A 13,467-nucleotide genomic window follows, 5' to 3' on the forward strand; every position below is an offset into this window, starting at 1 on the left:
AAGCCTCATGACGACGGTGAAAACTCTGCTCGGCCTGCCGGGGCTGCGGCTGCGCCCGCTGGCCGGGGCCGACCTGCTCGACCGGCCCGTGACGCGCATCTACGTCACGGAGCTGCCTGACCCCGGACGGTACCTGTCGGCGGGCGAGCTGGTGCTGTCCGGCCTGCTCTGGTGGCGGCGCCCGGGCGACGCCGAGCCGTTCGTGGCCGCGCTGGCCAGGGCGGGTGCGGCCGCGCTGGCCGCGTCCGGCGCCGACTCCGGCGGGATCCCGGACGAGGTCGTCGAGGCCTGCGAGCGGCACCGGATCCCGCTGCTGGAGGTGCCGGCGGACCTGTCGTTCTCGGTGATCACCGAGCAGGTGGTGCTCGCGCTCGCGGCCGCGTCCGAGAGTGCGCGCAAACGTTTGCAGGCCGCCGCGGACGCGCCCGTCGAGACGCTGCTGGCGAGCGCGTCGGCGGAGCTCGGCCTGCCCTGCTGGGTGCTGTCCGGCCTCGGCCGGGTGGTCGCCGGGGCCGCCGCGCTGCCGGTACCGGCGCCGGACGTCATCCGGCGGTACGCGGCGAAGGAATCCGGGTCGCTGACGGTGGTCCCGGTCGAGGGACGGCACGCGGTGCCGTGGCTGGTCGCCGTCGGCGGGTCGTTGAGCACCGCGCAGGCCGAGCTGGCCGAGGAGCTGGCCGGGCTCGTGGGGGTCACGCGGGCTCGTTCGTCGTCGCCTGACGTCGAGTTGCCCGACTCGGCGCGCGTGGTCGCGTTGCGGACCGAAGGCAGCGACGAAAGCCGGGACGTCCTTCGGGAGCTGCTGCCGGACGGACTTCTGCTCGAGTCCACTGGGGACACTTCGTACGCGGCGACCGCGGGCCGGCCTTCCGCGGTTGAGCTGTCCACTGTGGAACCTTTGCTTCGAGCGCGGCGGATCCTCTGCGGTGTCAGCGATCCCGCGTCACGCGGGGAGGCACGCGAGGTCGCGGGGTACGCGCTGGCCGTGGCGGCCCGGCGGCCGGGACGCGTCGTGGTCGTCCCGGCGGCCGAGGTGGACGTGCACCAGCTGCTGCTGGCCGGGGCCCCCGACGGGCTGCGCGCGGCGGTGCGGCGGCGCGTCCTCGGGCCGCTGCTGGACTACGACGCCGAGCAGCACACGGACCTGGTGCACACGGTCCGGGTGTTCCTGGAGTGCTCGGGGTCGCCGACGCGGGCGGCGAAGGCCCTGCACGTCCACGTCAACACGCTGCGCTACCGCATCGGCCGGGCGGGCGAGCTGCTCGGCGCGGACCTGACGGAGTTCACCGACCAGCTCGACGTCTACCTCGCACTGCGCGCCGGCGATCAAGCGGGATGATGGACGGCGTGGACCCGGAGATCACGACGGCCCGGCAGGCGGGGTACGACCCGCGCGTGCTGGCCTTCGGGCGGCTGCAGGGCGCGGCGAACCGGCTGGAGTACCTGCTCGGGCGGGCGCTGGAACGCGAATGCGGGATCACGCACCTGATGTACGAAGTGCTGCTGATCGTGGGCCGCGCGGGCGCGGACGGGCTGACGATGCGCTCGATCGCCCAGGAGCAGGTGCTCACGACCGGCGGCGCGACCCGGCTGGTCGACCGGATGGAATCACTCGGCCTGGTGACGCGGACGGCGTCGGCGCGCGACCGCCGGGTGCAGCTGGTGCGGCTGACGTCACTGGGTGAGGAGACGACGGTCCGGGCGAGCCGGCTGCACGTCGAGAACATCGAGCAGTTCTTCTTGCGGCCGTTGCCGCCGGACCACCGCGAGCGGTTCGCCGAGGACCTGCGGAGGCTCAGCCACTTCGCCCGGGACGCCCTCCCGCGGTTGCGTTAGAGCAGCGTCGCCGCGACCAGCCCGAGGAACAGCAGCGGAGCGGCTCCGGTGGCGAACTTGCGGGCTTTCAGGTGCGCGACGATCGCGCCGACGTAGAAGAGGACGAGACCGATCGCGGCGGCCACGCCCAGCGGTGCGAAGCCCAGCAGGCCGGCGAGCAAGCCTGCCGCGCCGGCGAGCTTGAGCGTGCCCAGCACGGGCAACCAGCTCGGCGGGACGTCGACGGCGTTCGAGGTGGCCAGCACGAACGGGGCCTTGACCAGGTCGGCGGCGCCGATTCCGGCGTTCAGGACGATCACGGTGACGACGAGGGCGGTGTGCATGCCCTCCCGACGGGCCGGGCGCCGGGAAGGTGACCGGCCTGCGGCACACTCGCCCCGTGGGCAAGCAGAAGCGACGCGTCCCGGCCGAAGGGACCCAGCGGCCTCGGACCGCCGAAGAGTTCGGCGACGCGCTGCTGGCCGCTGCCTCCGAGACCGCGAAGGGAGTCCGCGGCGCGGCCGGGCACCATGCTGATCAGCTGGCGCCGGATGTCGAGCTGCCGGCCGAGGCGGCCGAAGGTGCCCGCCGGGCCGGGCACTTCCTGATCTCCCGGGCCTGCCGGAGCGGCTGGCTGCCCGAAGACCTCGGCCAGGCGGCCCGGCGGCGGGTCGACGAGTTCGCCCGGTCCTTCGTACTCGACGCACTCGTCGCGTACGCCGAGCAGCTCGATGCCCCATCCTGGCGGGACCGGCTCGACGAGGTGGGCGCCGTCCGGTGGTGGACGGCGTCCGAGCCGCACCTGGCGCAGTGGGCGGCGAAGCACATCCTGACCCCGGCCGAGGCGCTGACCTCCGTCATCGAAGCCCTCGGCTTCCTGATGACCTTGCCCGTCCTGACCCCGCCGGGGACGGCGACACCGGACCGTTCGGCGCACCACGCCGTCGACGAAAAGAAGCTGAGCCGGGTCCGCGCGCTGCTGGCCAAGGCCGAGTCGAGTTCGTTCCCGGAGGAGGCCGAAGCCCTTACGGCGAAGGCGCAGGAACTCATGACCCGGTACGCCTTCGACCGCGTGCTGGTCGAGGCCGGCGAGTCCCGGCCCGACGTGCCCGCGTCCCGCCGGATCTGGCTCGACACCCCGTACGTCGACGCCAAGTCGCTGCTGGTCCACGTGGTCGCGAAGGCCAACCGCTGTCGCGCCGTCTTCGACGCGCGCTGGGACTTCGTCACCGTGGTCGGCGACGAGGACGACCTGGACGCCGTCGCGCTGCTGACGACGTCCCTGCTCGTCCAGGCGACGCGGGCGATGATCGCCGACCCCGCCGGCCGGGACCGGGCGTTCCGGAAGTCGTTCCTCGTCGCTTACGCCACCCGGATCGGCGAGCGTCTCGAACGGGCCGCCGCGGCGACGCTCAAGGCCACGCCCGACCCGGACCGGCTGCTGCCGGTGCTGGCGTCGCACGAGCTGAGGGTGAACGCGGCCTTCACCACACTCTTCCCGCAGGTGGTGGGCAAATCGGTGACCGTGCGCAGCCACGAGGGCTGGGACGCGGGCCGCGAGGCCGCCGACCGCGCCCGGCTCGGCGACACCCGCTCGTGAGTGAGAAACAGTGTTCTAGCCCTGTTTCCCACTCACGACCCTCACGCGAGCCGCAGCGCGTACTTCTCCAGCTCCGGCCGCCCGAACGGCAGCTCGCCCTCGTCGAGTGCACCGCAGTCCACGCCCCGTAGCAGGTACACCGCCAGGGCCTGGGCCGTCGCCGGTTCGTCCAGGACTCCCCCGGCCTGCTTGTCCGCGTACGCCCGCAGCCGGTCCACCGCCGCCGAGAACCCCGAGCGGTAGAACGTGTACGTCGCCGCGAACCGCGTCGGCAGCTGGTGCGGGTGCAGGTCCCAGCCCTGGTAGAAGCCGCGCTCCAGCGACCGGCGCACCAGCCGCAGGTGCTCGGCCCACGCGTCCGGGAGCGCGTCGCCGAGCGGAAGCTTGTTGGTCGAACCGTCGGACAGCCGGACGCCGGTGCCCGCCGTCGCGACCTGCATCAGGCCCTTCGCCAGGTCCGCCGCCGGGTGTTCCATGCTCTGGTACGCGGCCGCGATGCCCAGGCCCGCGCTGTAGTCGTACGTCCCGTAGTGCAGCCCCGAACACCGGCCCGACGCCGCCTGCACGATGCGCGCCACCGACAACGTCCCATCGGTGTCCACAATGGACTGAGCGGTCTCGATCTGGACCTCGAACCGCAGCGTCCCGGCGGCGAGCCCGTACGCGGATTCGAGGCGCTCCAGGACTTCCGCGGCCACCGACACCTGCTCGACCGCCGTCACCTTGGGCAGCGTGACGACGAACCCGGGCGGCAGCGGCCCGTTGTCGAGCAGCGAACCCAGGAACAGGTCCAGGGTCCGGATGCCGCGGCGGCGGGTCGCCGCTTCGAAGCTCTTGAAGCGGATGCCGCAGAACGGTGTCCCGCCGGTCGTCGCGAGGGTCTGCCCGGCCGCCAGCGCGGCCGCGTCCTCGACGTCGTCGGGCACGCGGCCGAAGCCGTCCTCGAAGTCGATCCGCAGGTCTTCGATCGGCTCGGTCAGCAGCTTCGCGCGGACGCGCTCGTACACGTCCGCGTCGACGCCGAGCAGGTCGCCGTGCTCGATGAAGACGCGCATCGCCTGCTTGCCCCAGTCGGCGACCAGGCGGGTCCGGTACTGCGACGCCGGGACGTACACCGTGTGCACCGGCTGCCGCCCCGGCCGCTCGCCCGGGTACGACGCCGCGACGCGCGCGTCGGCCTCGGCCAGGCGCGCGTCGGCGGCGTCGTAGACGTCGTCGGGAAGACGCACTACTTGATCCGCTCGTAGGCGGGCAGCGTCAGGAAGTCGGGGAACTCGTCGGCCAGCGCGACCTGCTCGAACAGCTCGACGGCCGGCAGCAGCCGGTCGGCGGGCAGCTCGCGGGCGAGCTCGCCCCGGACGTCGGCCAGCACGCCGCGCACCAGCTCCTTCGTCACGACGTCGCCGGTGTCCAGCGTCGTCCCGTTCTTGACCCACTGCCAGACCTGCGACCGCGAGATCTCCGCCGTCGCCGCGTCCTCCATCAGGTTGTGGATGGCCGCCGCGCCGTTGCCGCTCAGCCAGGACGCGATGTAGCGGACGCCGACATCGACCGCGGCACGCAGGCCGGCCGCCGTCGCGCCGCCCGGCGTCGAAGCGACGTCCAGCAGCTGGTCGGCGGTGACGCTGACGTCGTCACGGGTGCGCCCGAGCTGGTTCGGCTCGTCGCCGAGGACCTTGTCGAACTCCTCCTTGCACAGCTCGACCATGCCCGGGTGCGCGACCCAGGAGCCGTCGAAGCCGTCGTTCGCCTCGCGCGACTTGTCCGCGTGCACCTTGTCGAAGGCACCCTTGTTGACCTCGGGGTCCTTGCTCGGGATGAACGCGGCCATGCCGCCGATCGCGAACGCGCCGCGCTTGTGGCAGGTGCGCACCAGCAGCTCGGTGTAGGCGCGCATGAACGGCGCGGTCATGGTGACGGAGTTGCGGTCCGGCAGCACGAACTTCTCGCCCGCGTCGCGGAAGTACTTGATCACGCTGAACAGGTAGTCCCAGCGGCCCGCGTTGAGGCCCGACGCGTGTTCGCGCAGCTCGTAGAGGATCTCTTCCATCTCGAACGCGGCCGGGATGGTCTCGATCAGCACGGTCGCGCGGACGGTGCCGTGCTCGATGCCCAGCGCCTTCTCCGAGTGGGTGAAGACGTCGTTCCAGAGCCGCGCTTCGAGGTGGCTCTCCATCTTGGGCAGGTAGTAGTACGGGCCCTTGCCGCGCTTGAGCTGCTCGGCCGCGTTGTGGAAGAAGTGCAGGCCGAAGTCGACGAGCGCGCCGACGGCCTCGCGGCCGCCGAAGGACAGGCCGCGCTCGGGCAGGTGCCAGCCGCGCGGGCGGACCACGATCGTGGCGTGCTCGACGTCGTCCTTGAGCGCGTAGCTCTTGCCGCCGCTCTCGAGCGTGATCGTCTCGCGGACGGCGTCGTACAGGTTGACCTGGCCGGACACGACGTTCGCCCAGTGCGGCGTGTTGGCGTCCTCGAGGTCGGCGAGCCACACCTTCGCGCCGGAGTTGAGCGCGTTGATGGTCATCTTGCGGCTGGTCGGCCCGGTGATCTCGACGCGGCGGTCGCGCAACGCGGGCGGGGCGCCGGCGACCTGCCAGTCGCCCTCGCGGATCTCCTTCGTCTCCGGCAGGAAGTCGAGCCTGCCGGTGGTCCGGGCCTCCTCGCGCCGCTTGCTCCGCGCCTGGAGCAGCTCGTCGCGACGGCCGGCGAACGCGTCGTGCAGGCCGGCGAGGAAGTCGAGCGCCTCGGGCGTGAGGATCTCGTCACCGCGCTCGACCGGCTCGCCCAGCACCTGGACTTCAGAAGACATGGGGAAACACCTCGAAGGTTCGGATCTTTGGATAACGGCCCTACGGTTTTCTACCAGCCGGACTATAGTTTCTGCATAGCGGAACCTCAACGCCGACGTAAGGAGGGCCACCGGTGGCAGCGGAGAAGAACGGACGCGACGGCGGCGTCCAGTCCCTGCAGCGTGCCTTCGAGCTGCTGGAACACCTCGCGGACACCGGCGGGGAGGCCAGCCTGTCGGAGCTCGCGACGCTGTCCGGCCTGCCGATGCCGACGATCCACCGGCTCATCCGCACCCTGGTCGACCTGGGGTACGTCCGCCAGAACACGAACCGCCGCTACGCGCTGGGCGCGCGCCTGATCCGCCTCGGCGAGAACGCGAGCATGCAGTTCGGCGCGTGGGCGCGGCCACTGCTGGCGGAGCTGGTCGAGGAGGTCGGCGAGACGGCGAACCTGGCGGTCCTGGAGCGCGACGAGGTCGTGTACGTGGCCCAGGTGCCCTCGAAGCACTCGATGCGGATGTTCACCGAGGTCGGCCGGCGGCTGCTGCCGCACGGTACCGGCGTCGGCAAGGCGATGCTGGCCCACCTCCCTTCGGAAGACGTCCGTTCGCTGCTGGAGCGGACCGGGATGCCCGCGTACACCGAGCACACGTTCACCGACGCGGACCTGCTGGCCGTCGAGCTTTCGCGGATCGCTTCGCAGGGTTACGCGCTGGACGAGGCGGAGCAGGAGCTGGGTGTGCGGTGCGTCGCGGTGGCGGTGCCGGGCGCGCCGGTGCCGGCGGCGGTTTCGGTGTCCGGGCCGTCGGGGCGGCTGACCGCCGAGGCGGTGGCGCACATCGCCCCGGCGGTGCAGCGGGTGGCCGACGCCCTGGGTGCGAGCCTGTCCCAGTCTGCGGTCACGGTCTGACGGTCCGTGAAGACCTGCTCGAGATCACCCGGCTCGTCCAGCTCGCCGACAGGGACTGACCGCTCAAGTCAGCTCGCCGACCAGCAGGTCCATGAGCAGGCCGTCGTGCCAGGTGCCGTCCGGGCCGCGCTCGTACCTGCGCAGCACGCCGACCGGGCGGAATCCCACCTTCGCGTACACCCGGATCGCCGTCTCGTTCGACGCCGCCGGATCGATGGTCAGGCGGTGGTGGCCTTCGCCGAACAGATGCCGGGCGAGGGCGCGCAGGGCGTCCGTGCCGATGCCGCGGCCGTGGAAGTCCGGGTGTACCGCGATGTCGATGCCCGCGTGGCGGTACTGCGGGTCCAGCTCCGCGGAACTCTGGATCAGCCCCACCGCCACGCCGTCGAATTCGATGATGTAGCAGGAAAAGCCCTCCTCGACCGCGAAGAGGCCTTCGGTCTCGTGGTCGGGGTCGCCCCACCAGCGGGCGACCTCCGGCGTCGCGAGGATTTCGCGGGCCCGGGCGCGGTCGGTTGCGACGATCGGGCGCAACCGCACCCGTTCGCCGGTGATGACAGTCATGATTGTCCTCTCTCGTAACGCATGACGGCTTCGGGGCGTCTGCTACGAGGAGGGGCACGAGCGGACGTGCGTCAACCGGGCATGCCCGGATTCTGCGCCGGCGCGCGCGGCCCGTCATCCGAATATCGGAGGGACCGCATGGACCCGCACCCCGGCGGTGCACTCGCCTGGCTCGCGCAAGGCGCCGCCTCGAACCTCCTGGACCGGCTCGTCGACCGCGCGCTCGACGGCCCGCCGCAAGCACCCGCCTGGCCGCGCCCGGCCAAGACAGCGGCGGGGACGGTCGAAATCACCGTGCGGTACCACCCGGCGGTGAAGATCCGCACGCCGGTGATCCTCACGCTGCAGGAGGACGGCAGCCGCACCGGAACGGCGTTCTCGATCGTGCTCGGGCACACCGCGCGGGTCGCCCTGCCCGGCGGCCGCTACCTCGGGGCGGCGATGGTGGTCAACCCGCACGGGCACACCCTGCAGGGCATCGGCTGGGCCCGGCTGACGGTCGCGGCGCGCCGGACGTCGCCGTTCCTCATCCCGGTCCAGCGCCCGACGGCGCCGGTGCTGCTGCAGCTGGGCCTGCGCAAGGCGGACGGGACACCACTCTTCCGGCTCTGACCGGCGATCGGTATCACTCCGCGGGGCTGGAGCGTCTGATTCGACAGCACGTGCCTGCGGAGGAGACGAAGTGCCCGAACCGTTCACCATGTCGCTGATCTGGCTGGGCCAGGCGGCCGGCGCCGCCATCGTCGGACGGCTCGCCGAGCGAGGGGTCGACCGGCTGCTCGACGGCCGGCGCCAGACGGTCCTCGTACCGGACACCCCCGCCGCGCCGAGGCGGCACCGGCTCGGGGACGTGACCAGCGACGTCGACATCTTCGTGCGGCACCGCACCGCGCCGCTGCCGCGGTCCGTGCTGCTCGCCTTCCAGACCGCACCCCGCGACGGCGAGCTGGCGCGCGGGGTGACCGTGCCGATGGTGCTCGGCGAGACCGCGCACCTCACGCTGCCCCGCGACGACTACCTAATCAGCGCCCTGGTCCTCGACCCGCCCGCGGACCTCGGCGGCAAGCCGGTGCTGCACGGCGTCGGCTGGGTCCGCCACTGGGTCGCGAGCAACGGGACCGAGCGGCTCACCATCGCGAGCCAGGCCCCGACGCAGCAGCTGCTCGAGAAGCTGGGGCTGCGCTCGGCGGACGGGACCAGCCCATTCGAAATCGCCCCGCGGACCACCACGCCCAGTGCCGCTCCACGGCAGCTACCCAGCGCCGGCGACGCAGCGGCGGGCGCCGCGGCGATCGCGGCCGCCGCCGCCCGCCACGCGACGTTCGCCGCGAGCGCGAACCGGTTCGGCCGGTTTGCCCAGGGCACCGGGCGGAGGCAGTGCCGGGCGGCGATCAGCCGGTTCGGCGGGCGCTGCTTCCACCAGCCCTTCGGCATCGGCAACACCGGGCTGTGCATGACGCACTACAACGCCTTCACCCGCGGCGAAACCGTGTACGACTGGAGCACCCGGCAGCCGATCACCTAGCCCAGGAGCGCGTCCACGAAAGCGCCCGGCTCGAACGGCGCCAGGTCGTCCGGCCCCTCGCCCAGCCCGACGAGCTTCACCGGCACGCCCAGCTCACGCTGGACCTGGAACACGATCCCACCCTTGGCGGTCCCGTCCAGCTTGGTCAGCACGATGCCCGTCACGTCGATGACCTCCGCGAACACGCGCGCCTGCATCAGCCCGTTCTGGCCCGTCGTCGCGTCCAGGACCAACAGGACCTCGTCGACCTTCGCCTGCTTCTCCACGACGCGCTTGACCTTGCCCAGCTCGTCCATCAGGCCCGTCTTCGTGTGCAGGCGGCCCGCCGTGTCGACCAGGACCGCGTCGACGCCGGTGTCGATGCCGCGCTTGACCGCGTCGAACGCCACCGCCGCCGGGTCCGCGCCCTCCTTGCCGCGGACGACCTCCGCGCCCACGCGCTCGGCCCACGTCTGGAGCTGGTCGGCCGCCGCCGCGCGGAACGTGTCCGCCGCGCCCAGGACCACCGTCTTGTCCTGGGCCACCAGGACGCGGGCGAGCTTGCCCGTGGTCGTCGTCTTGCCCGTGCCGTTCACGCCCGCCACCAGGACCACCGCGGGCTGCTTCTTGCCGTCGACGATGTGCGGCAGCGCCCGGACCGCGCGCTCACTGTCGGTGGACAGCTGCGCCGTCAGCACTTCGTGCAGCACCTCGCGGGCTTCGGCCGACGAGCGGATCGCGCGCCGGGACAGCTCGTCGCGCAGGCGCTCGACGATCTGGTTCGTGGTCGCCGCGCCCAGGTCGGCCATCAGGAGCGTGTCTTCGACGTCCTGCCAGGAGTCCTCGTCGAGGTCACCCGCGCCGAGCAGGCCGAGCAGGCTGGTCCCGAACACCGATCGCGACTTCGACAGCCGGCCGCGCAGGCGCTCCAGGCGGCCGGTCGCGGGCTCGATCTCCTCGGTGACCGGAGCCGCCGTGGGCTCTTCGGGCAGCTTAACGTCGCGGACCGTGCGCTGCGCCGAGTCGCGCGGCACCGCCGCGTCGTCGCCCACCGCGGGCTGGCCGTCGGTTTCCGGCCGGTCTTCGACGGGGTGTTCGGGAGCCTCGCCGCCGGGTGCGAGCGCGATGCCCCCGCTGGCGGCGTAGGAGCCGCCCTTCGGTTTCTCCTCGACCTCGCGCTGGGCGTCCAGGGTGATCCGGCGCCTGCGCGCGACCAGCAGGCCGGTCACCAGGAGGGCGACCAGCACGACGACGGCGAGGACTACGAACAGGAACCAGGTGCTCGACACCCGCCCATCCTTTCATCCGCGCCCGCCGGTGCCGGACACCCCGTCCGCACAGGCAATTCGTAACGACGTAGATCCCGATTGGGGCAAGACTTCACCACGCGGGTTGCGCCACCAGGGACCCTGCACTAAACCCCTCCGGATGGGGATGAGCGCGAGTCACGGCTTCCGGGTGATCGGGCTGATTTCGGGCACGTCGCTCGACGGCATCGACGTGGCCGCCGCCGATCTGCACGCCGAGGACGACACCGTGGTGCTGACCCCGCTCGGCGAGCTCGAGGTCCCCTACCCGGAGCCGCTGCGCGCGGGCCTGCTCGCCGCGTTGCCGCCGAACCCCTGCACCGCCGGCGAGCTGACGCGGCTCGACACCGGCGTCGGCCAGGCGTTCGCCGACGCGGCCCTGCGCGGGGCCGAAGAGCTGGCCGGCGGCGTGGACCTCGTCGCCTCCCTGGGCCAGACGGTGTTCCACTGGGTCGAAGACGGCCACGTCCGCGGCACGCTGCAGCTCGGCCAGCCCGCCTGGATCGCCGAACGCACCGGGCTGCCGGTAGTGGCCGACCTGCGCGCGCGGGACGTCGCCGCGGGCGGCCACGGCGCTCCCCTGGCGAGCACGTTCGACCGGCTGTGGCTGCGCGGCCTGGCCGAGGACGCCGGTCACCCGGTCGCCGCGCTCAACCTCGGTGGTATCGCGAACATCACCGTCGTCGCCGACGGCGAACCGGCGATCGCCTACGACACCGGGCCGGCCAACGCACTGCTCGACGTCGCGGCCCACCGCGTCACCGGGCAGCACCGCGACGTCGACGGCCGGCTCGCGCTCAGCGGGTCGGTGCGCTCCGACCTGCTCACGCGGCTGCTCGCCGACCCGTACTTCGCCGCCGCGCCGCCGAAGTCCACCGGCAAGGAGCACTTCCACGCGCCCTACCTCGACGCCGCCCTGGCCGGGTTGCCGCCGGTCGACCCCGGCGACCTGCTGGCGACGCTGACCGAGTTCACCGCGGTGACCGTGGCCGACCAGTGCCGGCGCCACGGCGTCACGACGGTGATCGCCTCCGGCGGCGGCGTAGCGAACCCGGCCCTGATGGCCGCGCTGGCCCGGAACCTCCCCGAGATGGTGCTCAAGACCAGCGACGACCTCGGTCTGCCCGGTGCCGGCAAGGAGGCGTACCTGACCGCGCTGCTCGGCTGGCTCACCTGGTGCGGCGTACCCGGTACGGTGCCGTCCGCGACCGGAGCCCACGGGCCGCGCCTGCTCGGCGCGCTCGTCCCCGGTGCCGGGCCCCTGATCCTTCCCGCCCCGCTGGGGGGCACCGTGACGCGGTTGCGAGTCGCGGAGAAGGTATGACAGTAGGAGAAGTCCATGCGCGGTGTTGACCTCGCCATCATCGTGGTCTACCTGGCGGCGATGCCGCTGATAGGCGTGCTCGTCGGCCGCAAGCAACGGTCGGCGGCCGACTACTTCGTCGGCGAGCGCAGCCTGCCGTGGGGAGCGGTGATGCTGTCCGTGGTGGCCACGGAAACCTCGACGCTGACCGTGATCAGCACGCCGGGCCTGGTGTTCGGCAACGCGTTCCTGTTCCTGCAACTGGCTTTCGGCTACATCATCGGCCGGACGATCGCCGCGTTCGTGCTGCTGCCGCGGTACTTCAAGGGCAACCTCGTGAGCGCGTACGCGTTCCTGGGCAAGCGGTTCGGCTCCGGGCTGCAGGGCACGGCGTCGGTCACGTTCGTGATCACCCGGCTGCTCGCCGAGGGCGTGCGCCTGTTCGCCGGCGCGATCCCGATCAAGGTGATCCTCGGGCACTACAACGTCCACCTCGACTACTGGGTGATCGTGGTGATCCTGACCGCGCTGACCCTGATCTACGCCTACATCGGCGGGATCAAGGCGGTCGTCTGGGTCGACGTCATCCAGCTGACGCTCTACCTCGGCGGCGCGGCGGTGGCCGCGATCGTGCTGCTGAACAAGCTACCGGGCGACTGGGCCTCCCAAGCGTCGGCGGACGGCAAGTTCATGCTCGTCGACTTCACGAAGAACCTGCTGACCAGCCCGTACGCGTTCGTGACGGCGGTGCTCGGCGGCGCCGCGCTGTCGATGGCCTCGCACGGCGCCGACCAGCTGATCGCGCAGCGGCTGATGGCCACGCGCAGCCTGCGTGACGGCCAGAAGGCACTCATCGGCAGCGGCATCATCGTGACCATCCAGTTCGCGCTGTTCCTGCTGGTCGGAGCGATGCTGTGGGTGTTCGACGGGCGCAAGTCGGTCGCGCAGCTCGGCCTGCAGAGCCCGGACGACGTGTTCTCGCGGTTCATCATCGACGACCTGCCGGTCGGCGTGTCGGGCCTGCTCATCGCCGGTGTGCTGGCCTCGACCATGGGCGCGCTGGCGTCGGCGCTCAACGCGCTTTCGACGTCCACCGTGGCCGACCTCTACCAGCGGTTCACCAAGCGCTCGGCGGAGGATTCGAAGCTGCTGCAGCACGGTCGCATGTGGACACTCATCTGGGCCGTGGTGTTCGCGGTGTTCGCGTCGCTGTTCTCCACCACGAAGAACTCGGTGATCGAGCTGGGCCTGGCCATCACCGGCTACACCTACGGCGCGCTGCTCGGGTCGTTCCTGCTCGGCCTGCTGATCAAGAAGGCCCGGCAGGCGGACGCGATCATCGCGTTCGTCGCCACGGTCATCGTGATGGCCTTCGTCATCCTCGGGGTGAAGTTCAGCGCGAAGACCGGCGGGCTGATCGGGGTCGACTTCTCGAAGGCGGCCGGGGACAAGGTGGCGCTCGCGTACCCGTGGTACACGCTGCTCGGCGTGGTGATCACGCTGGTCGTGGGCGGGTTGCTCTCGCTGCGGCACCGGACGCCGGACCCGAAGGCGGCCGAAGCCGAGGCCACGGGCGAGGCGGAAGAGGTCGCCGCCGCCTGATCCTGCTGAACCGTTTCCGGCGGGCTCCCGTGTTCACTGCGGGAGCCCGCCGGAAAGCGGCGGGAGGAATCGAAGG

Annotated in this window: 13 protein-coding genes; 8 read left to right on the forward strand and 5 right to left on the reverse strand. The window is 72.0% G+C overall.

Annotated elements, in window-relative coordinates:
* The first annotated feature begins 7 nt into the window (after window positions 1-7).
* On the forward strand, window positions 8-1,339 hold the full coding sequence (locus tag OG738_RS01070; protein ID WP_329050432.1) for a PucR family transcriptional regulator: 1,332 nt from the start codon (window positions 8-10) through the stop codon (window positions 1,337-1,339).
* A gap of 8 nt (window positions 1,340-1,347) precedes the next feature.
* Window positions 1,348-1,836, forward strand: a complete 489-nt coding sequence (locus tag OG738_RS01075; RefSeq protein ID WP_329050434.1) for a MarR family winged helix-turn-helix transcriptional regulator — start codon at window positions 1,348-1,350, stop codon at window positions 1,834-1,836.
* On the opposite strand, the gene OG738_RS01080 is transcribed toward OG738_RS01075, so the two are convergent.
* Window positions 1,833-2,159 (reverse strand): DoxX family protein, encoded by a 327-nt coding sequence (locus OG738_RS01080; protein WP_329050436.1) that lies wholly within the window; start codon window positions 2,157-2,159, stop codon window positions 1,833-1,835. The genes OG738_RS01075 and OG738_RS01080 overlap by 4 nt on opposite strands.
* A 56-nt stretch (window positions 2,160-2,215) precedes the next feature.
* Here OG738_RS01080 and OG738_RS01085 point away from each other — a divergent pair, with 56 nt between their 5' ends.
* Window positions 2,216-3,415 (forward strand): DUF2786 domain-containing protein, encoded by a 1,200-nt coding sequence (locus tag OG738_RS01085; protein WP_329050437.1) that lies wholly within the window; start codon window positions 2,216-2,218, stop codon window positions 3,413-3,415.
* Window positions 3,416-3,456: 41 nt separating this feature from the next.
* Here OG738_RS01085 and OG738_RS01090 read toward each other — a convergent pair whose 3' ends face one another.
* Window positions 3,457-4,644, reverse strand: coding sequence for a DUF6986 family protein (locus OG738_RS01090; RefSeq protein ID WP_329050438.1), 1,188 nt, complete (start codon window positions 4,642-4,644; stop codon window positions 3,457-3,459).
* Window positions 4,644-6,221, reverse strand: a complete 1,578-nt coding sequence (aceB, locus tag OG738_RS01095; protein WP_329050439.1) for a malate synthase A — start codon at window positions 6,219-6,221, stop codon at window positions 4,644-4,646. Before aceB ends, OG738_RS01090 begins: the two co-directional genes overlap by 1 nt.
* A gap of 113 nt (window positions 6,222-6,334) precedes the next feature.
* On the opposite strand from aceB, the gene OG738_RS01100 reads away from it, so the two are divergent.
* On the forward strand, window positions 6,335-7,111 hold the full coding sequence (locus OG738_RS01100) for an IclR family transcriptional regulator (RefSeq protein WP_329050442.1): 777 nt from the start codon (window positions 6,335-6,337) through the stop codon (window positions 7,109-7,111).
* Between the two features lie 63 nt (window positions 7,112-7,174).
* On the opposite strand, the gene OG738_RS01105 is transcribed toward OG738_RS01100, so the two are convergent.
* Window positions 7,175-7,675, reverse strand: a complete 501-nt coding sequence (locus OG738_RS01105; RefSeq protein ID WP_329050444.1) for a GNAT family N-acetyltransferase — start codon at window positions 7,673-7,675, stop codon at window positions 7,175-7,177.
* Window positions 7,676-7,813: 138 nt separating this feature from the next.
* Here OG738_RS01105 and OG738_RS01110 point away from each other — a divergent pair, with 138 nt between their 5' ends.
* Complete coding sequence (locus OG738_RS01110) at window positions 7,814-8,287, forward strand: hypothetical protein (RefSeq protein WP_329050445.1); 474 nt, start codon at window positions 7,814-7,816, stop codon at window positions 8,285-8,287.
* Window positions 8,288-8,357: 70 nt separating this feature from the next.
* Window positions 8,358-9,200 carry a hypothetical protein gene (locus tag OG738_RS01115; RefSeq protein WP_329050447.1) on the forward strand — a complete coding sequence of 281 codons (843 nt, stop codon included), beginning with the start codon at window positions 8,358-8,360 and terminating at the stop codon, window positions 9,198-9,200.
* Here OG738_RS01115 and ftsY read toward each other — a convergent pair.
* Complete coding sequence (gene ftsY, locus OG738_RS01120; protein ID WP_329050449.1) at window positions 9,197-10,468, reverse strand: signal recognition particle-docking protein FtsY; 1,272 nt, start codon at window positions 10,466-10,468, stop codon at window positions 9,197-9,199. The two genes, OG738_RS01115 and ftsY, sit on opposite strands and share 4 nt — an antisense overlap.
* A gap of 139 nt (window positions 10,469-10,607) precedes the next feature.
* On the opposite strand from ftsY, the gene OG738_RS01125 reads away from it, so the two are divergent.
* Both OG738_RS01125 and OG738_RS01130 read left to right on the forward strand, forming a co-directional pair.
* Window positions 10,608-11,810 carry an anhydro-N-acetylmuramic acid kinase gene (locus OG738_RS01125; protein WP_329050451.1) on the forward strand — a complete coding sequence of 401 codons (1,203 nt, stop codon included), beginning with the start codon at window positions 10,608-10,610 and terminating at the stop codon, window positions 11,808-11,810.
* Window positions 11,811-11,825: 15 nt separating this feature from the next.
* A complete protein-coding gene (locus tag OG738_RS01130; protein WP_329050452.1) occupies window positions 11,826-13,391 on the forward strand; it encodes a sodium:solute symporter in 1,566 nt (521 codons plus the stop codon).
* Window positions 13,392-13,467: the final 76 nt, after the last annotated feature.

Source organism: Amycolatopsis sp. NBC_01488 (assembly GCF_036227105.1).
Lineage (GTDB): Bacteria > Actinomycetota > Actinomycetes > Mycobacteriales > Pseudonocardiaceae > Amycolatopsis.